The sequence below is a fragment of the Mesorhizobium metallidurans STM 2683 genome, from assembly GCF_000350085.1.
GTDB classification, from domain to species: domain Bacteria; phylum Pseudomonadota; class Alphaproteobacteria; order Rhizobiales; family Rhizobiaceae; genus Mesorhizobium; species Mesorhizobium metallidurans.
In genome coordinates this window covers 62,009-82,692 of sequence record NZ_CAUM01000117.1, presented here as the reverse complement: position 1 = coordinate 82,692, position 20,684 = coordinate 62,009, and the positions used below count along the sequence as shown (strand labels likewise).

Annotated in this window: 20 protein-coding genes and 1 pseudogene; 13 read left to right on the top strand and 8 right to left on the bottom strand. The window is 62.1% G+C overall.

Annotated features, from left to right (window positions below; all coding sequences use genetic code 11):
- From MESS2_RS19425 to MESS2_RS19385, 10 genes and pseudogenes are all read left to right on the top strand, one after another.
- The coding region (locus tag MESS2_RS19425; protein ID WP_040593528.1) for an ABC transporter permease at nt 1–660 on the top strand (660 nt) is incomplete at its 5' end.
- The gene (locus MESS2_RS19420; RefSeq protein WP_008876127.1) at nt 657–1,619 is read left to right on the top strand and encodes an ABC transporter permease; all 963 of its coding nucleotides are present in this window, start codon (nt 657–659) and stop codon (nt 1,617–1,619) included. The genes MESS2_RS19425 and MESS2_RS19420, both read left to right, overlap by 4 nt.
- Before the next feature lie 35 nt (nt 1,620–1,654).
- Complete coding sequence (locus tag MESS2_RS19415; RefSeq protein ID WP_008876126.1) at nt 1,655–2,443, top strand: SDR family NAD(P)-dependent oxidoreductase; 789 nt, start codon at nt 1,655–1,657, stop codon at nt 2,441–2,443.
- Nucleotides 2,440–3,213, top strand: coding sequence for an SDR family NAD(P)-dependent oxidoreductase (locus MESS2_RS19410; RefSeq protein WP_008876125.1), 774 nt, complete (start codon nt 2,440–2,442; stop codon nt 3,211–3,213). Before MESS2_RS19415 ends, MESS2_RS19410 begins: the two co-directional genes overlap by 4 nt.
- A 58-nt stretch (nt 3,214–3,271) precedes the next feature.
- On the top strand, nt 3,272–5,245 hold the full coding sequence (locus tag MESS2_RS19405) for an alpha-ketoacid dehydrogenase subunit alpha/beta (RefSeq protein ID WP_008876124.1): 1,974 nt from the start codon (nt 3,272–3,274) through the stop codon (nt 5,243–5,245).
- Nucleotides 5,246–5,309: 64 nt separating this feature from the next.
- Nucleotides 5,310–6,227 (top strand): alpha/beta hydrolase, encoded by a 918-nt coding sequence (locus MESS2_RS19400; RefSeq protein ID WP_008876123.1) that lies wholly within the window; start codon nt 5,310–5,312, stop codon nt 6,225–6,227.
- A 13-nt stretch (nt 6,228–6,240) separates the two neighbouring features.
- Nucleotides 6,241–7,035: pseudogene (locus MESS2_RS33860) on the top strand (AMP-binding protein); the annotation flags it as partial.
- Between the two features lie 82 nt (nt 7,036–7,117).
- Nucleotides 7,118–7,831: an AMP-binding enzyme gene (locus MESS2_RS33855; RefSeq protein ID WP_008876121.1), complete on the top strand. Its 714-nt coding sequence runs from the start codon at nt 7,118–7,120 to the stop codon at nt 7,829–7,831.
- A 105-nt stretch (nt 7,832–7,936) separates the two neighbouring features.
- Nucleotides 7,937–8,173, top strand: coding sequence for a type II toxin-antitoxin system Phd/YefM family antitoxin (locus MESS2_RS19390; RefSeq protein WP_008876120.1), 237 nt, complete (start codon nt 7,937–7,939; stop codon nt 8,171–8,173).
- A 4-nt stretch (nt 8,174–8,177) separates the two neighbouring features.
- Nucleotides 8,178–8,588 (top strand): PIN domain-containing protein, encoded by a 411-nt coding sequence (locus tag MESS2_RS19385; protein WP_008876119.1) that lies wholly within the window; start codon nt 8,178–8,180, stop codon nt 8,586–8,588.
- A gap of 45 nt (nt 8,589–8,633) precedes the next feature.
- Here MESS2_RS19385 and MESS2_RS33035 read toward each other — a convergent pair whose 3' ends face one another.
- The 8 genes from MESS2_RS33035 to MESS2_RS19345 all read right to left on the bottom strand — a co-directional run bounded on the left by MESS2_RS33035 (nt 8,634) and on the right by MESS2_RS19345 (nt 16,301).
- Nucleotides 8,634–8,849, bottom strand: a complete 216-nt coding sequence (locus MESS2_RS33035; RefSeq protein ID WP_008876118.1) for an SDR family oxidoreductase — start codon at nt 8,847–8,849, stop codon at nt 8,634–8,636.
- A gap of 56 nt (nt 8,850–8,905) precedes the next feature.
- Nucleotides 8,906–9,991 carry an ABC transporter ATP-binding protein gene (locus MESS2_RS19375; RefSeq protein WP_008876117.1) on the bottom strand — a complete coding sequence of 362 codons (1,086 nt, stop codon included), beginning with the start codon at nt 9,989–9,991 and terminating at the stop codon, nt 8,906–8,908.
- Nucleotides 9,992–10,003: 12 nt separating this feature from the next.
- A complete protein-coding gene (locus MESS2_RS19370) occupies nt 10,004–10,792 on the bottom strand; it encodes an ABC transporter permease (RefSeq protein WP_008876116.1) in 789 nt (262 codons plus the stop codon).
- Between the two features lie 4 nt (nt 10,793–10,796).
- Entirely contained in the window at nt 10,797–11,675 is an 879-nt protein-coding gene (locus MESS2_RS19365) for an ABC transporter permease (protein ID WP_008876115.1), read from the bottom strand.
- Between the two features lie 82 nt (nt 11,676–11,757).
- Nucleotides 11,758–12,912 carry an ABC transporter substrate-binding protein gene (locus tag MESS2_RS19360; protein ID WP_008876114.1) on the bottom strand — a complete coding sequence of 385 codons (1,155 nt, stop codon included), beginning with the start codon at nt 12,910–12,912 and terminating at the stop codon, nt 11,758–11,760.
- A 220-nt stretch (nt 12,913–13,132) separates the two neighbouring features.
- Nucleotides 13,133–13,951 (bottom strand): carbohydrate ABC transporter permease, encoded by an 819-nt coding sequence (locus tag MESS2_RS19355; protein ID WP_008876112.1) that lies wholly within the window; start codon nt 13,949–13,951, stop codon nt 13,133–13,135.
- A gap of 1 nt (nt 13,952) precedes the next feature.
- Nucleotides 13,953–14,822, bottom strand: a complete 870-nt coding sequence (locus tag MESS2_RS19350) for a carbohydrate ABC transporter permease (RefSeq protein ID WP_157357771.1) — start codon at nt 14,820–14,822, stop codon at nt 13,953–13,955.
- 204 nt (nt 14,823–15,026) lie between these two features.
- A complete protein-coding gene (locus MESS2_RS19345) occupies nt 15,027–16,301 on the bottom strand; it encodes an ABC transporter substrate-binding protein (protein WP_008876110.1) in 1,275 nt (424 codons plus the stop codon).
- 270 nt (nt 16,302–16,571) lie between these two features.
- On the opposite strand from MESS2_RS19345, the gene MESS2_RS19340 reads away from it, so the two are divergent.
- The 3 genes from MESS2_RS19340 to MESS2_RS19330 are packed head-to-tail and all read left to right on the top strand — an operon-like array spanning nt 16,572 to nt 20,674.
- The gene (locus MESS2_RS19340; protein ID WP_008876109.1) at nt 16,572–17,732 is read left to right on the top strand and encodes an ROK family transcriptional regulator; all 1,161 of its coding nucleotides are present in this window, start codon (nt 16,572–16,574) and stop codon (nt 17,730–17,732) included.
- The gene (locus MESS2_RS19335) at nt 17,692–19,251 is read left to right on the top strand and encodes a M81 family metallopeptidase (protein WP_083918605.1); all 1,560 of its coding nucleotides are present in this window, start codon (nt 17,692–17,694) and stop codon (nt 19,249–19,251) included. The genes MESS2_RS19340 and MESS2_RS19335 overlap by 41 nt, the downstream gene beginning before the upstream one ends.
- A 55-nt stretch (nt 19,252–19,306) precedes the next feature.
- Entirely contained in the window at nt 19,307–20,674 is a 1,368-nt protein-coding gene (locus tag MESS2_RS19330) for a M24 family metallopeptidase (RefSeq protein WP_008876107.1), read from the top strand.
- The last annotated feature ends 10 nt before the right edge of the window (nt 20,675–20,684 follow it).

The window sequence follows — 20,684 nt, the reverse complement described above, 5'->3', positions numbered from 1 at the left end:
GTGCTGGCCTTCGCCGTGGCCATCATCCTCGGGCTGGTCCAGGGCTATCTGGTTTCGCGCGGGCTGAACCCGATCGTCACCACGCTGGCCTTCGGCTCGGCCCTGTTCGGCAGTGTCGTCATGCTCGCCGACAACAGAACGATCACGCTCAGTCCCAATCCGATCGCGTGGCTGGGCGGCGGCACCACCTTCGGCATTCCCAACCAGGCGATCATTTTCGTCGTGCTTCTGGTGCTCGGCTCGCTGTTCCTGTCGCGGACAAAGCTCGGCCGCCAGATGGTGCTGACCGGCGCCAATCCAAAGGCGGCGAACCTTATCGGCGTGCCGACCCGCCGCATCGTCATGATCGCCTTCGTCGCCGCGGCATTGACGGCGGCGCTTGTCGGCATCCTCGTGGTCGGCCAGGTGTCGCAAGCCAAGAGCGATATGTTCCGCGGCCTGACCATCGATGTCGTCGCCGCCATCCTGGTCGGCGGCATCGCCATCCAGGGCGGCGAAGGCCAGCTCTGGCGCGCCGGTTTCGGGGCGATCGTGCTGACCATGCTTGGCAACATCATGCTCCTGCTCGGCATCGATGCCGGCGTGCGCGACTTGCTGAAGGGATTGCTCGCGGCCGCCGTGCTCTTGTCGATGCGACTGCTCAAGGCGCGCGGCTCATGAGAAACGCTCTCAAGCTCGATACCGGTTTCCAGGTCCGGCTCGCCATCTGCGTGGTGCTGCTTGTCGTTTTCTCGTTCGTCATGCCGGGCTTCGCCTCCATCTCGAATGCCGCCTCCATCACCGAGAATATGGGCCTGATCGCGCTGGTCGGCACCGGCATCATGCTGACGATGGTGGTCGGCGAGCTCGACCTTGCCGTCGCTTCAGTCGCCGCCGTGGCGGCGATCATGGCGCTGTCGCTCTCGGAGACCTCGCTGGCGCTCGGCATCGCGGCGGCGCTGATCACCGCCGGTCTCTACGGCGCGGTCATCGGCTATATCATCGAAAAGACCGGCGTGAACTCGCTGGTGCTGACGGTGTGCATGCTGATCGCGCTGCGTGGACTGGCTCTGGTGATGGCGCCGCAGCGCCCAGCCATTCTGCCGGCGGACCTGTTCTGGGCCTCGGATGCGCTGGTCGCCCAGTTTGGCCCAGTGACGCTGCTCGGCCTGATCGGCTTTGCCGTCGTCATCATTGTCGGCCTGCTGATGCGCTACACAAGGCTCGGCCTGTCGATGTACGCGGTCGGCGGCAATTTGGAGCGTGCGCGCGGCTCCGGCGTCGCCACCCTGCCGGTCCACATGACGGCCTTCGCGGGATCGGCCATGCTCGGCGCCAGCGCCGGCATTCTCGCGGCCTTGCGCTCAGGCTCCGCTTCGGGCATCGGCTTCGACAGTTTCCTGCTTTCGGGGATCACCGTCGCCGTCGTCGGCGGCGTGCCGCTCGAGGGCGGGCGCGGCACCATCCTCAACGTGCTGCTCGGCGCGCTGATCATTCGGCTGATTTCGTCGGCCGTGTCGATCGGCGGCATACCGGGTTCGTTCGAGAGCATCGTCATCGGCGGCATCCTGCTCGCCATGCTGCTGCTCGACTATTGGCTTCGCCGGCGCGAACGCAAACTGCAACCGGCGCGGGCCTGAGCCCGTGCAAGATTTCAAAAAGAGGAGATTTCGGGATGAGTGAGAACAACAAGGGCGGCGCCGTCGTTACGGGCGCCGCGCGAGGCATCGGCAGGGAAATAGCGACAGCGTTGCTAAACGATGGCTACGGGGTAGTCATCGCCGACATCGATCCGGCCGTCGGCGAGCAGACGGTCAAGGAGCTTTCGAAGGACCATGCCGGGCGCGTCGTCTTCAGCAAGGTCGACGTCACCAAGCGCGACGAGGTCAAGGCGGCGGTCGCCGCCTGCTGCAAGCAATTCGGCGGTATCGACGTCATGGTCAACAATGCCGGCTTTAACAAGCCCGAGCCTTTCTTGGAGGCCACTGAGAAGACCTGGCATGCGATCATGGACGTCAACGCGCTTGGCGTGCTGATCGGCATCCAGGAGGCCGCCAAGGCGATGATCGAGCGCGGGATCAAGGGCAAGATCATCAATACCGCTTCCATCGCCGGCCGCACCGGCTTTGCCGACTTCGCCCCCTACTCCGCCAGCAAGGCCGTCGTTATCAGCCTGACACAGGCCGGTGCACGCGCGCTCGCCGGCAAGGGTATCACGGTCAACGCGTTCGGTCCGGGCGTCGTCGACACGCCACTCTGGGAGAAGCTCGACGCCGACCTGCTGGCGATGGGCGCCAGCTCGGCGCCGGGCGAAGCGATGAATTCGCTGGCCAGCCAGATCCTGCTCGGCCGCGTCGCCAAGCCGTCCGATGTCGTCGGCACCGTGCGCTTCCTGTGGTCACCGCAATCCGACTACATGACCGGTCAGGTGCTGCTGATCGACGGCGGGATGATCCTGCAATGAGCGCGAAAACGGGAGTCTTGACCGGCGCTGCCGGTGGCATCGGGCGGGCGACGGCGGAACGGCTCGCCGCCGATGGATGGTCGCTCGTGCTCATCGACCAGTTCGACAATGTGGCCGAGGTCGCCAAGGGCATAAAGACCGAGGACGGGCAGAAGGTGATCGGCGTCGCCGCCGACATCACCAACCCCGACCAGTATGGCTCGATCGACGCCGCGATCGCCTCGATCGGGGCGCCGCTGAAGTTCCTCGGCCTGGTTGCCGGTGTGCTGCAGCAGGTCGGCTCGATCGAAACGCTCGACATTGCCGAGTGGGACCGCGTCTTCAACGTCAATCTGCGCGCCAACGTGTTCCTGATGAAGCACTTCATTCCCGCACTGCGCGCGGCAAAAGGCGCTTCGATCGTCACGGTTTCGAGCTGGTACGGCAAAAGCGGCCATGGCTTTTTCGGCGCCTATTGCGCATCGAAGGCCGGCGTCATCTCGCTGACCCATACGACGGCGGCCGAGCTTGCGGCCGACAATATAAGGGTCAATTCCGTGGCGCCCGGCAATGTCGCCACCAGTATGCATCTCGACGCGCTGCGCGAGGAGGCAGAGAAGCGCAGCGTGACCTTCGAGGAGATGAAGAAGACGGAGTGGGACAAGATCCCGCTTGGTCGCGCCGCCTACCCGTCGGAGATCGCCTCGGCGATCAGTTTCCTGGCCGGACCGGACGGCTCGTACCTGACCGGCGCCACCATCGACGTCAATGGCGGCTGCCTGTTCACATGAGCCTCTTTTCATGAGTATGGCGCGTCGGGAAAATACGGTTTCGGCTGCGGTGTCTCCCATGCTGGAGACCACCGAGCTTGAAACCTATTTTCTCGACATGTGGCGCATCCGCCGCTTCGAGGAGCGGGCGGCGGAGCTGTTCAAGTCGGGCGTCATCAAGGGCACGGCGCATTCCTGCGTCGGCCAGGAAGCGATCGCCGTCGGCGCCTGCGCAGGGCTCGGCGACGACGACTACATCGTCTCGCACCATCGCGGCCATGGCCACTGCATCGCCAAGGGCGCCGACACCGGCAAGATGATGGCCGAGCTGTTCGGCCGTATCACCGGCTATGGCCATGGGCTCGGCGGCTCCATGCATATCGCGGCACTCGACCGCGGCATTCTCGGCGCCAACGGCATTGTCGGCGCCGGGCTCGGCATCGGCACGGGCGCGGCGCTCTCGGCAACGATCCGCGGCACCAGACAGGTGTGCGTTGCCTTCTTCGGCGACGGCGCGGCCAATGAAGGGATTTTCCACGAATCCCTCAATCTCGCAGCACTTTGGAAGCTGCCGGTGATCTTCGTCTGCGAGAACAATGGCTATGGGCTGTCGCTGGGGGTCGAGCAGGCTTCCGCCGTGCCAAGGATTTCCACTCGCGCGGTCGCCTACGGCATGCCTGGCGAGACCATCGACGGCAATGACGCGGTCGTCGTGAGAGATGCCGTCGGCATCGCCGTGCAACGGGCACGCGCCGGCGAAGGCCCCAGCCTGATCGAGGCGATGACCTACCGTTCCGGCGATCATTCGATGCGAACCAATCTGCCGCGCTACCGTCCCGAGGCCGAGGAAGAAGAGTGGCGGCGGCGCGACCCGATCCTGAAGATGACGGCACTGCTCAAGCAGCGCCAGGTGAGCCAGAAGCGCATCGACGCCATCGCGGCGAAGGCGGACGCCGAAATCGAACAGGTGATCGCCGCTGCCGGGCAGGCGCCGGAACCGGCGATGGACATTCTTTTTCCGGCCGTCATGGCGCCGTCACTGGCCGCCGCCTCCGAGCCGGAAGCCGGGTCACGCCAGCTCGGCTATGTCGAGGCGGTGCGCGAGGCCATGCACCAGGAAATGGCGCGCGACGATCATGTCGTCGTGCTTGGCGAGGATGTCGGCCGGATCGGCGGGCTGTTCCAGTGCACGGCAGGCCTGCAGCAGGCGTTCGGGGCCGAGCGTGTGCGGGACACGCCGATTTCGGAAAACGTCATTGCCAATGCCGCCGTCGGCGCGGCACTGACCGGCTTGCGGCCGATCGTGGAGGTGCAGTTCTTCGACTTCATCACCCACATGATGGATGCGATCGTCAACCAGGCAGCGAAGCTGCGCTTCATGCTGGGCGGCGAGGCGCGTATCCCGCTGGTGATCCGTGGGCCGCAGGGCGGCGGCATCCGCCTTGGCGCTCAGCATTCGCAGTCGCTGGAGACCTGGTTCGCGCATATCCCCGGGCTGGTGGTGCTGGCGCCGTCCAATCCCTACGATGCCAAGGGCCTGCTGGCGGCGGCGATCCGCGACGACAATCCGGTCGTCTTCATCGAGCACAAGCTGCTTTATCAGCAGAGCCGCGGCCCGGTGCCGAAGGCGCCCTATGCCTTGCCGATCGGCAAGGCGGCGATCCGCCGGCCGGGCAAGGACGTCACCATCGTCGCGACGATGGCGATGGTGGACGTCGCCCTTTCGGCGGCGCGCGAGCTGGCGCGCGACGGCATCGAGGCCGAAGTGATCGATCCGCGAACCCTACGGCCATTGGACGGCGGGACTATCCTGGCTTCGGTGCGCAAGACCAACCGTTGCGTGGTCGTCCATGAGGGCTGGACCACGCACGGCTTCGGCGCCGAAATCTCGGCGCTGATCATGGAAAACGCTTTCGACTGGCTCGACGCGCCGGTGGCGCGCGTCGGGATGGCCGATGTCCCGATGCCCTACAATTCCGGACTGGAACGCGAACTCATCCCCAACGCGGCGCGGATCGCCGAGGCGGCACGCACCGTCTGCTACCGGAGCTGACGGATATGCCGCGCGCGAAAATTTCAACTCAAAATGCAATCGATTGACTAGCAGAGGAAATCTCATGACCAAGCGAGTGGACGTCGAATTCAACTCCGAAGGCACGACCGTGCGTGGCTGGCTGTATCTGGCCAACGCATCGAAGCGCGCGCCGACCGTGGTGCTGGCCGGCGGCTGGTGCTATGTGCGCGAGATCGTCATGCCGACCTATGGCCAGGCATTCGCCGATGCGGGCATCAATGCGCTGATCTTCGACTATCGCAATCTGGGCGTCAGCGACGGCGATAACCGCCAGCACCTGGATCCCTGGCAGCAAATCCGCGACTACCAGAACGCCATCAGCTTCCTCGAGCGTCACGACAATGTCGATCCCGACCGCATCGGCGTCTGGGGTATTTCCTACTCGGGTGGCCATGCTCTGATCCTCGCCGCCATCGACCCGCGCGTAAAAACCATCGTCAGCCAGATTCCGGTGATCGACGGTTACGAGAACATGCGGCGCGCGCATGGAACGATGGAGTACCGGGCGCTCTGGGATCTCGTGCTCAGGGATCGCAAGCTTCGCTATGAAAAACCCGGCGAACGGCTCTATCTGCCGCATGCGACCGAAAACTCGGCTGCGGAAGTCTCGGCCTGGCCGTTCCCGGAAACGGTGCGTACCTTCATGGCCATCAAGGCCTCGGAAGCGCCGCTTTACGAGAACCGCAGCACGGTGGAGTCGGTCGAGCTGTTGATGAATTACGATGTCGGGCCGTTCGTGAAGCGCATCTACAACACGCCGACGCTGATGATCGTGGCCGAGGGCGACGATCTGACTTTGTGGGATCTCGAAATCGGCGCCTTCAACCAGATTCCGTCGACGAAGAAGAAACTGGAAGTGCTGCCGCACACTTCGCATATGACGCTCTATTCGGACCAGTCTAAGGTCAAGGTGGCGGCGGCGATGGCCCGAGACTGGTTCGTCGAGACGCTAAAACCTTAGAGACATCAGGGGTATGCAGGCAGAGCCACATCTTTCGCGCCGGCCGGCGAATTTCCACCCGCTCACGCCGGCGGATTTCCTGGCGCGCGCCGTGGCAGTCCATCCCGATCGCCCGGCAATCGCCTGGAACGATCGGCGCTGGACCTACCGGCAATTCGGCGGTATCGCGGCGCGGCTTGCCGCATGGCCTGGAAGGCAGGAGAGCGGGGCTGGCGACGTGGTCAGCTTCATGTGCTCCAACCGGCCTGAGATGCTGGCCGCCCATTATGCGGTGCCTTCCATCGGCGCGGTGCTCAACAGCATCAACACCCGGCTCGATGCCGACACCGTCGCCTACATACTCGACCATTCCGGCAGCCGCATCGTGGTGGCGGACCCTGGAAGCATCGACATTGCGCGGCAGGCGGGACGCGTTGCCGGCGTTCGCGTCGTGCTGTTGGCGGAAAGCGAAGACAGCGGCGAGGACAGGCTCGATCTCCTGGCCGGTGATCCCGGAGAAGACCGCTTCGAAATATCAGGCGTTGCCGACGAATGGCAGCCGATCTGCCTCAACTACACGTCAGGCACGACCGGGCGGCCCAAGGGTGTCGTCTACCACCACCGGGGCGCCTATCTCAACGCGCTGGGCAATGTCATGGCGCTCGGCTTCGATCGCGACACGGTCTATCTCTGGACCTTGCCGATGTTCCACTGCAACGGCTGGTGCCACACCTGGGCGGTGACAGCCGCGGGCGGCCTGCATGTCTGCCTCGACAGGATCGATCCGGATCTGGTTTTCGGTGCCCTCAAGACCCACGCGGTGACGCATTTTTCCTGCGCGCCGGTAGTGCTTTACATGCTGCTCAACCATCCCCGGCGCCCTGCCGGCGCCCTGGAAAAAGCGCGTCACGGTGGCGACCGGCGGCGCATCGCCAACCAGCACCTTGATCGAACAGCTCGATGCGCTGGGCGTCGACCTGGTCCATCTCTACGGCCTCACCGAATCCTACGGTCCGGCGACGCTGTGCGAACTGCCCGGCCGCCTGGCGACGGCGAGCGCTGGAGAAAAGGCCGCGTTCCTGGCACGCCAGGGCGTGCGGCATATCACGGCGAGCCAAGTCAAGGTTGCCGACGAGCAAGGAATGCCGGTGGCGGCCGACGGCAAGACCATGGGCGAGATCCAGCTTTCCGGCAACACACTGATGGCCGGCTATTATCGCGACGCGGCGGCGAGCGAGAGCGCCTTCTCGGGCGGCTGGTTTCACACCGGCGATCTCGCCATCGTGCACCCGGACGGCGCCATCGAGATCAAGGACCGGTTGAAGGACATCATCATTTCGGGCGGTGAGAACGTCTCCAGCCTAGAGATCGAGAATGTGCTTCACCAGCATCCTGCCATTCTGCTGGCAGCGGTCGTTGCCATGCCGGACGAGAAATGGGGCGAGGTGCCGTGCGCCTTCATCGAGACCAAGGCGGGAAGAGAGGTCGGGACGCAAGAACTGGTCGCATTTTGTCGTTCAAGATTAGCCGGCTACAAAATCCCGAAACGCTTCGTCTTTCGCGAATTGCCGAAGACCGCGACCGGCAAGATCCAGAAATTCGTGCTGCGCGAAGCCGCGCGCTGATTCGAGCTTCGCAAGTGCGATCGTTGGAAGCGAACGGAGCGGTCGTTGACGAGTCGTGGGCTTGCGCCTATATTCTGACCATATGGTCATTTTATGGGAACGCCGATGAAAAATATAACGGTCGTTGAGGCGAAAGCCCGCTTCTCGGCGTTGCTAGCCGAAGTCGAAGCGGGTGAAGAAATCGCCGTTACGAGGCACGGCAAGGTAATTGCGCGCCTGGTTCCGGACTATCCCCGCTTGGCAGCCGATGCGTTTCGGGACTTCTGGACCGATGCCGACGAGATTGATCTAATGGCACCGGAGGACCAACCGGCTGAAGATGTGGCTTCGCTGGACGGTTAAGCCCGTGCCATCGCTTTATCTTCTGGACACCAATATCCTGATTGCAGCCCTGAAAGGGCGAGCAGAGATGCGTAAACGGCTGGAGTCGGAGCAACTGAGCACCATGCGGCTTTCGGCCATTGTTCTGGGCGAACTGGAATTCGGCGCAGAAAAGAGCGCCTATGGCGACCGCGATCGTGCGCGATTGGCCACCCTGGCTCGACGACTCCCGTTGGTCGGGGTTGATTACGATACGACGCGTCACTACGCGAAAATTCGAGCTTTCCTTGAGACCCAGGGAACGGCGATCGGAGCGAATGACACTTGGATCGCCGCGCAAGCGCTTGCCGTCAATGCGACGCTAGTAACGGATAACGAGCGGGAGTTCTCGCGCGTGCCCGGACTGACACTCGAAAACTGGTTGGCGCGCACGTAGCAACAACCAGAATCGGGGGCTGACGGCAGATTTTGGGATGAACTGCTAGTGGAAGTAGATACCGCCGCAGACGTTGAGCGCCTGTCCCGTGACAAAGGCTGACTGGTCCGAAGCGAAGAAGCACATCGGCCCGACGATATCTTCGGGGTAGCCGAGACGTTTCAGCGCCGCGACCTCTTCCCAGTGCCGGATGGCCTCGTCGCTGCCGAGATTGTCTAATGGCCCTGCGTCGCCATCTGCCTGGAGCGCTGACGGGCACAAAGTTCGGGCGGGCTTGCCTATATCGCCAGCGTAGCGCCAGCCATGTGTTCGGGATTTCAGGATTGCGGAAGGATGACGACGTTGTCGGAGTCCCAGAAAATTTCCGTCTTCTCACCCGGTTTCGGCAGGCTTGTGCGCGTGCTGCGCTGGACCTGGACACGAACGCGAACACCGTCGGCCAGACAGATGGTGTAGAACGACCTGCTGCCTATGAAGATGACATCCTCGACCTGCCCGGTCGCCGATTGCGTGGTGTCATTGTCCCGGTTGAAGCGGAAGGATTCGGGTCGAATCGAGACGATCACCTTGCCGCGCAATTCGCTGGCTGGAACGATAGAGCTGTGAAAGCGCAGCCCCGACCCGGTGACGGCTGTCATACCGAGGGCGTTATCGCCTGCCATTGCCGCCTCGAACAAATTGGTCTCGCCAAGGAATTTGGCGGCGAACAGCGATTTCGGCGCCGCGTACATGGTTTCGGGCCGGTCGATCTGCACGATGCGACCCTTCTCCATGAGAACGACGCGGTCGGAGAGGATCATCGCCTCGTCCTGGTCGTGCGTGACATAGACGAAGGTGGCGCCGGTCTCGGCGTGAATGCGCTTCATCTCGACCAGCATGTGCTGGCGGATCTTCAGATCGAGGGCGGCAAGCGGCTCGTCGAGCAGCAAGACTTTCGGACCATTGACCAGCGCCCGGGCCAGCGCCACGCGCTGGCTCTGGCCGCCGCTCAACTCGTTGATATAGCGGTTGGCGTAGCTGTCGAGTTGAACGATGTGCAGCATGCGCTGGACCCGCTCGCGGATTTCCGCCTTGGGCGTGCCCTTGACCTTGAGGCCGAAGGCGACGTTCTCGAAAACGTCGAGATGGGGAAAAAGCGCATAGCGCTGGAAGACCATGTTCACCGGCCGCCGCTCGGGAGGTTGCCCGGCACAGTCCTTGCCATCGATCCTGATGGTGCCGGCGGTCACCGCCTCGAAGCCGGCTATCAGCCGCATCAGGGTTGTCTTGCCGCAGCCGCTGGGGCCGAGCAAGGTGACGATCTCGCCCTGTTCGATGGACAGGTTGATGTCGCTCAGCGCCTGGAATGAACCGAACATTTTCTGGGCCGCGGTGATCTCGATCACGGGCGGGCGGATTGTCATGCCTGTCGATCCTTATGACACGGTGCGGCCGGCGACGGCCGATCTTCTGCGCAGATGGCCGATGAGCCAGGCGATGAAGAGGATGGCGACCGAGAACACCAGAGCGAGAGTGGAGATGGCGTTGATGAGCGGCGTGACGGTGCGGCGCATCATCGACCAGATATACATGGGCAGCGTCGTCTCGGTGCCGGCGACGAAGGAGGTCACGACGAACTCGTCGAAAGACACGGCAAATGCCAATATGGCCGAGGCGATCAATGTCGGTGCGATCAGCGGCAGCGTCACCTTGCCGAAGGTCTGCATCTGACTGGCGCCGAGGTCGCGCGACGCTTCCTCGAGCGAGCGATCGAACAAGGCAAGCCGGGCGCGCATCGCCACGATCAGGATGGGCAGGGCCAGCACCACATGCGAGATGACGATGGTGACCGTCGAGAGCTGGACGCGGGCCTGGGCGAACAGCACCAGAAGCGAGACGCCGACGAAGAGGCCGGGCAGTGCGATCGGCGTCAGGCACAGCACCTCCAGCAAGGCGCGGCCGCGATGCCCCAGGCGAAGCCAGGCAAGCGAAGCGGCCGCCCCGAGGACCAGCGTGATCAAGGCGGTGAAGCCGGCGACGGTGAGGCTCTTGAGCAAGGCCGAGCCGAGTTGGGCATTGCCCAGCACTTCGGCGTACCAGCGCAGACTGAAGCCGGCAAAAGGAAACGACAGCGAAGGGCTCGCATGGAACGAGAAGAGAACGATGATCACTAGCGGCATCAACAGGAACGCCAGGATCGACCAGACCACCAGTTTCAGCACCACTGCGTCAGCCCCCCGCTTTCCCTATAGGCCGGCGTTTCACGACCAGGCCCGTGGCGCGTCCAAGCCCCATCACGGCGAAGTAAATGGCGATCGACACCAGAAACATCAGGAAGGCCTGGGCGGCACCCAGCGGCCAGTTGCCAGTCTTGCGGAACTGATCGGCGATCAGCAGCCCCGTCGTCTGCCCCGACGAGCCGCCCAGCATCTGCGGCGTGACATAGTCGCCCGCAACCATGACGAAGGTCAGCATGAAGGCGCCGACCAGGCCGTTGGCCGCGTTGGGCGCGATAACGCGGAAGAAGGCCCCGAGCGGAGAGGCGCCAAGATCGCGCGCGGCGTCGACAAGATCCTTCTTGATCTCGCTGAGCGAGGACACCACCAAAAGGATGCAGAACGGCAGGTAGATGTGGATCAGCGTGATGGCGACCGCAAAGCGGCTGAACAGGAACACGCCGACAGGCGTGTCGACGATGCCGGCCTGAATCAGAATGGTGTTGAGGACGCCGCTGGTGCCAAGCAAGGTGCGCCAGGCATAGATGCGGACCAGATAGCTGGAGAACCAGGTGATCAGGATAAGATAGAGGATGACCTGCGAGCGGCTGACATAGACGAGGTAATAGCCGACCGGGACCGCGAGTACCAGCGTGATCGACGCCGTGACCAGCCCGATCAGGATGGCGTTGATCGTCACCTTCCAGAACAGAGGCGACATTAGCGAATTCAGATAGTTCGAAAACACGAAGTCCGGCACGATCCTGTACGAGGCCGCCGTCCAGAAACTGTAGACGAACAGGATCAGGCTCGGCACGACGAAAAACACGACCATGTACAGAACGGCGGGGGCCGCCAGCAGGCCACCCATCCTCATGCTTGGTGCCTTCATGGACCTATCCCACGCAAAAACGCGCTATCGGCAATCACGCCGATAGCCATGTCTCACTTCAGCCTGTTGCAACGGGGGAAGTCTACATCCCTGCCTTGAATTCCTGCCATGCCGCGATCCAGTCGTCATAGGTGGCATGGGTGTCGGATGCCCGCGGCGGAATGCCGGGCAGGCCGGCGGCGAAAATGCTGTCGATGGCATTGTAGTCGATGCGGCTGCGCGACTTCTCGTCGAGCAGCGCGACCGCCTTTTTGGAAACCGGCGCCTGAACCACCGCCATGGCGACCTTGGCCTGCACGGCAGGATCGAGCGACTGGTTGATGAAGGCATGGGCGGCTTCGATATTGTCCGCCGAAATCGGAATGAACCAGGCATCCACCCACAGGACCGGGCCTTCCTTCGGCATGGCCATCTCGATCTTCATGTTTTGCTGGTCCGTCTGCGTGATGATCGAGGGATCGGCGCAAAGTGCCGCAACGACCTCGCCGGAAACCATGAGGTTGACAAGCTCGCCCTGGTTGAGGGCGATGACGCGGGCCTGATCGCGGTATTTGGAGAATTCCGCGAAAGCCTTGCCAAGCTCGTCCTTGGTCAGCAGTGGATATTTCTCGCCAAGGCCGGCAACGCGCGCCGCGACCGGCCAGGAACTCACCGTGTCGTCCATGATGGCGATCTTGCCCTTGAGCGAGGGATCGAGCAGGTCGGCATAGGATGCCGGCTTGGCCAGCTTGTCGGCATTGAACAGGATTGTGTTGAAGCCCCAGATATAGGGTGATCCCCAATGCTGCCCGTCGGCGAACCAGGTCGGCTGGTCATAGAACTGGCTGAAGAGATTGTCGGAGGTGTAGTTCGGCACTTTCGAGACATCGATCGGAGTTACGATCTTCATTTCCCTGATATAGAGATCCGCATAGGCCTGATTGTATTCGGCCAGATCGATCGGCGGCGGGTTGCCGGCGACGAACTTTGCCTGCACGTCGTCCTGATTGGCGATCGATGTGGTCTCCACCGTTACGCCGTTTGTCTTGCGCCAGTCGGCAAGTTCGCTGGTCAGGTCATAGCCTTCCCAGGCCATGACCTGGAGTTCGCCCCCGGCAGCCGCCTGCGCCGGCAGCGAGGACAGTCTCAACAGGAACGCCCCGGCCCCCAGGCCAGCCATTCCGGTCAGAGCGGCCCTCCTGCTGATCGCCGATGTGAACAAGCTTGAACTGGCTTCGTCTCCTGCTTTGCGCGTCATGGTGAGTTCCCCTTTTTTGTTGGCAGCTCAGACAACCTTGCTTTACAGGATATTGGATACAATAATCATCGGAGTCAAACGAAATCGTTCTGCCGCTTGAACCTGACTTTGATTTCCTTTGAAGAATTTCGCCGCGGAACCGCGGACATTGGCTGCCTTAGCGAGCGGGCCGCGGACAGGAGCACTGGCCAGACGGTCGCGACCCGGATGGAGGGCTGGATTATTTGCCGGCTCCGCCAAGCAGGCCGCGCACGAATGCCTTTTGGAAGAGCAGATAGGTGACCATCACCGGAAGAAGCGAGATAAGCGTGGCCGCCATCAGCGGACCGTACTCGACCTGCAGGCTGCCGGCGAAGCCGGCTATCGTCGCCGTGACAGGCGTCGCTTTGTCGCTCGTCGTCAGGGTGATGGCGAAAAGCAGGTCGTTCCAGATGGCACGGCTCTGGATAATCGCAAGCGCGGCGAGACCCGATCCCGATGCCGGAAGAAGAAGCCGCCAGAAGTAACCGGCCGGGGTGCAGCCGTCGATGAGCGCCGCCTCATACATGGACCTTGGCACCGAGGCGAAGAAATTGCGCATGAAGAAGGTGCAGAAGGGAACGCTGTAGGCGGTGTGCACCAGCCACATGCCGGGAATGCTGTCGTAAAGACCGATCGACCTGATCAGGAAGAACAAGGGAATCTGGACGATCTGGAACGGCACGAGCATGCCCGTCAGCAGGAAGAAATAGACCGCCCGTCCGCCGGCTCCGCGCATATAGGCAAGCGGATAGCCTGAGATCGCGCCCACCAGCAGCGAGAAGATCACCGATGGCACCGTGATCGCAATCGAGTTCAGGAAACTTCGCCCCATCCGATCGTAAGCGACGGCGTAGTTCTGGAAGTAGAGCTCGTTCGGCAGCGCGATCACCCGCGTTATTTCGGATGGCGATTTGAGCGACGTCAGGAGCGCGACGACCAAGGGCGCGGCAAATATCACCGCTGCCGCCACCAGGATCGAAAAGGGTAGAGCCGTGCGCCTGGCAACCGCTGTGTTCATCCTATTCCGCCTCGGCGTCCTGGACGCGTTTTGCCAGTTGGTGGATGTAAGGCATGATGATGAGACCGGCGATCACGAGGAGGTAGACCGAGATCGCACTGGCGCGGCCCATTTCAAACCTGCCAAACGCAGTATCGTACATCTGTGTGGCGAGCACCTCGGATGCGTATGCGGGGCCGCCATTGGTCATCGCCCAGACGATGTCGAACAAGCGCATCGCGTCGACCGCTGCCATGCCGAGGACGACGATCGTCGAGGGCCATAGAAGCGGGAAGCTGACCTTCCAGAACACCTGCCAGGGCGTCGCCCCCTCGATCCTCGCGGCCTCTATGTACTCCACCGGGATATTGCGAAGGCCCGCGAAGAACACCAGGAAAGCAAAACCGGTCGTCCACCACAGCATCGAACCCATGAGCGCGAAATTGACGATCGACGGGTCGCCCAACCAGTTCTGGGCCAGGCCGCCCAGCTCGACCGACTGAAGGATCGTCGTCAGCAGACCGCCGGTCGGCTCATACATCCAGCGCCAGATCGCAGCCACGGCGACGGCCGGGATGGTGAAGGGCAGGAAGAAGACGACCCGGAAAACCGCCTCGCCTTTCATTCCCCTGTCGAGCAAGGTCGCCAGGAGCAGGCCGAGGCTTGTCGGTCCAAGCAAGAGGAAGACGAGCCAGGAAATGTTGTTCAGGACGGCATGGTAGAAGCGCGACTGGTGAAGCAGAACGACGTAGTTCCGCAGCCCGACATATTTCGGCGTGGGCGAGAAACCATCCCAACTGTGAAGCGACAAATTGAATGTGGAAATGATGGGATAGACATAGAAAATCGCAAAAAGGGTTACGGGGAGCGACAGGAAGATTGCGTGGGTCATCCCCGCGGTCTGAAGCTTCCGGCGCATGAGTTGGAAGTCGGGCATGTCGAATTGTTCTCTTGTGAGCCGATGCCTGCCGCGCAAGATCCTAAGCGGCGGACTTTTCAAGTCGAATTGTACCGCCGCTCCAGCTCTGTTCGAGCATCGGATTTTCCCGGATGTTCCAGGGAGGCCGGGCCGACATGTGCCGGCCCGAACAAGATATCACCACTTCAGGTAAGCGCCCTCCGCCTGGGCTTCCTGCCGGAGGCTCTCAAGCGTCGAGATCAACTCGCTTTCGTTCGCATCGGAAGGGTCGATCGCGAATTTCTCGAGCTGGACGCCAAGCTCGGTGCCGACCTTCGTTGGCAGCAGGAAGAACAGGTTCGGCAGCACCGCGTTGGCCTTCGACGCATCCGCCAGCTGCTTGGCGAATTTGGCGCCGACGGCATCATAGATCGACGGATCGACGGTCACGTTTGGCGCGAGCGAGCCCTTCGGCACGGCAAAGGTCGCCTGGCCTTCCGCCGACGCCGCCGAGATGACGAATTTCTCGGCGGTTTCGAGCGTGTCGACCGGACCTTCCGGAACGGCGAAGGCATCCATCTGGAATATGGCCTTGCCCTCCGTGCCCGGTGCAGGAAACACGTCAAACTTCTCAACGGGTGCGAAACCCGCCTGTTTGAAATAGGCCGCCGCCCAGGCGCCCATCATGAACATCCCGGTATTGCCGTTGACGACATCGTCAGCCGTCTGGGTCCAGGTCTTGCCGCTCCAGTTCTTGGCGTAGCACTTGACCATGGTATCGCGGTAAAGCTCGAGAGCCTTGCGGAATTCCGGGCTGTCGAAGCCGAGCTCGCCGCTCGCGATCTTGTAGTAGCCCTCGGTGCCGACGGAGGAGACGAGCGGCGCGTAGAAATTGTACAGGCTCCAGAACGGGCCTCCTGCATTGCCCAGAGGCTCGACGCCGGCCGCGCGCAGCTTGTCGCAGACGGCCACCAGGCCTTCATAGTCCTTGGGAGGCTGAAGCCCGGCCTTTTCGAAGATCGCCTTGCTGTAGAAGATGTTGTTGATCAGCGACAAATCATAGGGAATGCCATAGGGCTTGCCGTCGACCTTGACGACGCGCTGCACGCCCTCCGGGAAAATCTCGTCGCCCTTGATTTTCGCCCAGGTCTCCGAAAGATCATGGAGCTTGCCGCTGTCGACGAAGGTCTTGAGCTCGAAGGCCATCGAGCTCTGATATGCGGCCGGCGGCGTGTTTCCCATGAACGCGGTCTGCAGCTGGCGACGCATTTCAACCGCGTTGCCCGGGATTACCTTGCCGACGATCTGGTTGTCGGGATTCTGTTTGTTGGCAAAAGCGATCAGGGCTTCGATACCGGCCTTTTCAGACCCGGCCGCGTAGTAATGCCAAAGCTCCTTCGGGCCGTCGGCCCTGGCCGCTGATGCGCCGGCGAGCATGCCAAGCGCCACGCCGATCCACTTCAAGTTACGCATTGTTCTACCCTCTGTTGAGCCGAGCGTTGGTGTCCCTTGGCATATATTCTGTGAACAAGAAAAACCTACCGCCAAAAATTAACAGACGTCAACAGATTGCACGCAAAATATCCGCTCCGTCGAATGCGATCGACCGACGATCTCACCTATTGCATTGTTTTTAGTTCATTTTTTCGAAACGGCGAATTCGGCGGCGGACCGGCAATTGACAATGCGGCTGATCTCCTCGTATCAATTATTCTCATAACAAGAAAAATATCGGAGCGAGGCTTGAGCAAGTCGTACATCAGGCATTTCAATGCCAATGCGATCTTTCACAGGATACGCATCGAGCCCAATGTTTCGCAGCGCGACATCGTCGCAAGGACAGGCATCGACAAGTCGGTCGTTTCCTCAATTATCAATCAATTCAGTGAGTTGGGGCTAGTCGAACGCAGTCCCGTGGCGACCAGCAACAAACCTGGCCGCCCCATGGAAGGTCTTACCATTTCTCCTGAAAGCGGCCTGATCGTCGGCGTCCAGATCGAGGCGGACACAATCGGCTATGTCGCTGCCGCGCTCGACGGAATCCCCCTGTCCTCGAGGGCCCAGGCCTTCAACGGCAAGCTCGACGGGGTCGCCGACCTCGTCGCCCGGGGGGTCAGGGAAATCGTCAGTGAATGCGGCCGCACCGGCGACACGCTCGGTGTCGGCATTTCGCTTCCGGGTCTGCTCACCGACGAAGGCGTGCTGCTTCACGCACCCGTCCTTGGATGGCGCGGGGTCCCGGTGGTGGACATGTTCTCCGCCGCACTCGATGCGCCCGTCTTCGCGGGCAATGACGGCAAGGCCGCCGCGATGGCGGAATACATGTTCGGTGAATGCATCGACACCAAGGATTTCATCTACCTGTTTTCGGGCTCGGGCGTCGGCGGCGCCTTGTTCCTTGACGGTGACATCTACCGCGGCGCCAGCGGACTGGCAGGCGAACTGGGACACATCAAGGTTGTCCCGCAGGGCCGCTATTGTTCCTGCGGCGCCTCGGGTTGCCTTTCGCCGTACCTTTCCGAGCCCGGACTGGCCGAGGAGATCGGCAGGCTGACCGGCAATCGGCCATCCTCGTTCAAGGACATAATGCAGCGCGCCGGCGCCAATGACGAAGTGGTTGTCGGCGTGCTCGACAATGCCGGCGCCGTCCTCGGTTCGGCAATTTCCAGTCTCGTGAACATCTTCAATCCGCCGCTGGTTTGCCTTGGCGGCGATATGGCCAGCGCCGAGCCTTACCTGCGCCCGGCTGTCGAGCGCGCCCTGCAACGACTGGCGCATCCTTCGATGTCGGTTCAGACCAAGGTCATTTTCTCGCAATTGTCGACCGTCAGCCCGTTTCTCGGCGGTGTCGCGCTCGCGCTTGATGGTGTCACCGGCCTCGATTCCCCCCACGTTCTCCCGTGAATTCAGCTCAGGTCAGTTCGAAAGTCAGAGAATGCGCATAGCTATTGTCGGCCTCTCCATCGAGATCATGCTCGCCTCCCCGGTCCCAACCACATGGGACGCGATACAGCACTACACCGGCCAGGAGATGTCCGAAGGCGATGTCTGGATGGTCCGAGGCATGCTGGCGCGCATGGCGGAGGACGGCGACGTCGAGACGGTGCCGTTGTACTGGGCCACGGCATTGCCCGGGGGCCCGCTTGAATTGTCGGCATATCGAGAGGTGAAGGACAAGACGCTCGCGCTCATCAGCGAGCACGGTCCGTTCGATGGGATGCTGATTGCCAATCATGGCGCGCTGGAAGTCCAGGGGCTGGAGGTCGACGCGGACACCGATTTCATCCGTGCCATCAGGAATGCCCTCGGACCTGATGTGCCGATCGGACTGTCGCTTGATCTGCATGGCGACATGACACCGGAACTTCTCGACGCATCAACAGTGATCAGCGTTCTGCGCACCGCGCCACATCGTGACGACAGGCAGACGGGGTACCGGACGGCAGACCAGCTTGTCCGGGTCATTCGAACCGGCATCACACCCAAGAAATCCGTGGTCAGCCTGCCAATCCTCGTCCCTGGTGAGACTGCGGTCACGGCACTGGAACCGGCGAAAAGCCTCTATGGCGCACTGGCGGAATATGACAGCGTGCCCGGCATGATGGAAGCCAACATCCTTGTGGGGTTCGCGTGGAACGACAGGCCGTGGACCGCCGTGTCGGCGATTGCGGTAAGCGATGGTGATGCCGAGGTCGCGCGCGCGCAGGCGACACGATTGGCGCAGGCGATATGGGCCAGACGCGCCGAATTCAATCTCAAGATGGAGACCGCGGAGGTTCGCCACGGGCTGCGGCTCGCGGTCGAATGCCCGGAGCGTCCCGTTTTCGTATCCGATTCCGGAGACAACACGACGGCGGGCGCAGCCGGAGACCTGGCCCTTGTATTGCAGGCAGCGCTTGAAGACGAACAGGTCCGCGACATCGTCGTCGCCGGCATTACCGCTCCCGAAACCGTCCGCAGGCTTGTCCAGGCCGGGGTCGGCTCGACGGTCGAGATCGAGTTGGGAAGCGAGCACCTTTCCCGCCCGAAGACGGCGTATCGCGTGAGCGTGCTCGTCGAGGCATGCGGAGAAGAACTGGTGCTGCCGGGCTTCCAGCCATACCGGTCCAGGGAAGGCGCCTGGGCCAAGGTTCGCAGCGGCAATGTCATTGCAACATTCCACGCCAACGCCATAGGCATAACCACGCCGCACCATTTCCTGGCAATGGACATCGATCCGACCAGGCACAAGGCGTATGTCGTCAAGCTTGGCTATCTCCACCCGCAACTCGAGGACATCTCAGCCCGGCATATCCTCTTGCTGAGCGACGGCACCTCTCAATTGGACATGACGCGGCTCCAATGGAACGTCTTGCCACGCCCAACCTACCCTCTCGACAAGGATTTTGCCTGGGACGCGCAGGCCCGGATCTACGGCGATTGATCTCCCTTGCAGTCGATCTTCGCTACTCTTGCACCGACACAAAAAAGGACGCCAAATGACCATTTCACTCACATCCGTTCGGTTGCCGGACTTCGGTTCCCTCGGCGAAAGGCCGGACATTCCCGTTGAGATATACGATGCGCGCGTCCGCGCTGCCTATGACAAGGCAGGATGCGACTGGCTGGCGGTCTATGCGGACCGGGAGCATTTCGGCAACATCGCTTTTCTGACGGGTTTCGAGCCGCGCTTCGAGGAAGCCTTCCTCCTGCTTGGGCCAAACGACAAGCGCGTGCTCCTCACGGGCAACGAATCCGAGAGCTATGCTCCGCTCGCGCGCCTGCCCGGGATGAGCGTGCTTCTGGCCCAGACATTGAGCCTCATGGCGCAGGACCGTTCCCGTTTCCCGCGCTTTTCCGATCGTCTTGGCGACGCTGGAATAAAGACGGGCGACACGATAGGGCTGGTGGGCTGGAAATATCTCGAACCATTCGAGGACGATGCTGCCGAAACTGGCTATTTCGTTCCCGCCGTCTACGTGCAGGCGTTCCAGCGGGCGGTCGGCGCTTCCGGCGGATTGCGGGACGCGACCCATGTTCTGATGCATCCTGAAAACGGCATTGCCGTCACCATCGATGCCGATCAGATCGCAGCGTTCGAATGGGCTGCATCGCGCAGTTCGTTGGCAATGTGGCGGATTGTTTCGGGAGTGCAGGAGGGCGACAGCGAGTTCGATGCGGTCGCGCGAATGGGTTATGCCGGAGACCCGCTGAACGTCCACACCATGTTCGCATCGGCCAGCAAGAGCGAGCCTGTGATTGGCCTGCGAAGCGCAACAGGCCGCAAGCTCAGGCGTGGCGACGGCGTGACGACCGCGGTCGGACATTGGGGCGGTCTTTCCTCGCGAGCCGGTCTTTTCGATGTCGCGAACGACACGTTTCTCGCCATCGCCAAGGGCTACTTTCAGGGCTTGATCTCCTGGTACGAGACGGCGGCGATCGGCGTCGAGGGCGGCACTCTCCATGAAGCCGTGACATCGACGCTCGCGAAAGCGAAGTTGAAGCCGGCGCTCAACCCGGGCCATCTCGGCGGCTACGAGGAATGGACACACAGCCCGGTCCGGCCAGGGTCCGGGGATCGCATCCGCTCCGGCATGCACTTTCAGGTCGATATCATCCCGACGCCGATCGCCGATGGCTGGGCGCTGAACTGCGAGGACGCGGTCGTCCTTGCCGATGAAGCGCTTCGGGCCGAGCTGGAGATCAAACATCCGGCGGTCTTCAAGCGCATGGCGGCGCGTCGCGACTTCATGAAAAACAAACTCGGTGTGGACCTGCGGCCGGACATCCTGCCGCTTTCCTCGACACCGCTTTATTTCGCGCCTTTCTGGCTCGAGAGCGACAACGTCCTCGTCCGCGATAGATAGTCGCCGAGAT

What these genes read in the sequence shown, in the direction of transcription:
- MESS2_RS19420 (WP_008876127.1), top strand. Translation starts at nt 657, where the DNA reads ATGAGAAACGCTCTCAAGCTCGATACCGGTTTCCAGGTCCGGCTCGCC.
- MESS2_RS19415 (WP_008876126.1), top strand. Translation starts at nt 1,655, where the DNA reads ATGAGTGAGAACAACAAGGGCGGCGCCGTCGTTACGGGCGCCGCGCGA.
- MESS2_RS19410 (WP_008876125.1), top strand. Translation starts at nt 2,440, where the DNA reads ATGAGCGCGAAAACGGGAGTCTTGACCGGCGCTGCCGGTGGCATCGGG.
- MESS2_RS19405 (WP_008876124.1), top strand. Translation starts at nt 3,272, where the DNA reads ATGCTGGAGACCACCGAGCTTGAAACCTATTTTCTCGACATGTGGCGC.
- MESS2_RS19400 (WP_008876123.1), top strand. Translation starts at nt 5,310, where the DNA reads ATGACCAAGCGAGTGGACGTCGAATTCAACTCCGAAGGCACGACCGTG.
- MESS2_RS19390 (WP_008876120.1), top strand. Translation starts at nt 7,937, where the DNA reads ATGAAAAATATAACGGTCGTTGAGGCGAAAGCCCGCTTCTCGGCGTTG.
- MESS2_RS19375 (WP_008876117.1), bottom strand. Translation starts at nt 9,991, where the DNA reads ATGACAATCCGCCCGCCCGTGATCGAGATCACCGCGGCCCAGAAAATG.
- MESS2_RS19365 (WP_008876115.1), bottom strand. Translation starts at nt 11,675, where the DNA reads ATGAAGGCACCAAGCATGAGGATGGGTGGCCTGCTGGCGGCCCCCGCC.
- MESS2_RS19360 (WP_008876114.1), bottom strand. Translation starts at nt 12,912, where the DNA reads ATGACGCGCAAAGCAGGAGACGAAGCCAGTTCAAGCTTGTTCACATCG.
- MESS2_RS19355 (WP_008876112.1), bottom strand. Translation starts at nt 13,951, where the DNA reads ATGAACACAGCGGTTGCCAGGCGCACGGCTCTACCCTTTTCGATCCTG.
- MESS2_RS19350 (WP_157357771.1), bottom strand. Translation starts at nt 14,822, where the DNA reads ATGACCCACGCAATCTTCCTGTCGCTCCCCGTAACCCTTTTTGCGATT.
- MESS2_RS19345 (WP_008876110.1), bottom strand. Translation starts at nt 16,301, where the DNA reads ATGCGTAACTTGAAGTGGATCGGCGTGGCGCTTGGCATGCTCGCCGGC.
- MESS2_RS19335 (WP_083918605.1), top strand. Translation starts at nt 17,692, where the DNA reads ATGGTGTCACCGGCCTCGATTCCCCCCACGTTCTCCCGTGAATTCAGC.
- MESS2_RS19330 (WP_008876107.1), top strand. Translation starts at nt 19,307, where the DNA reads ATGACCATTTCACTCACATCCGTTCGGTTGCCGGACTTCGGTTCCCTC.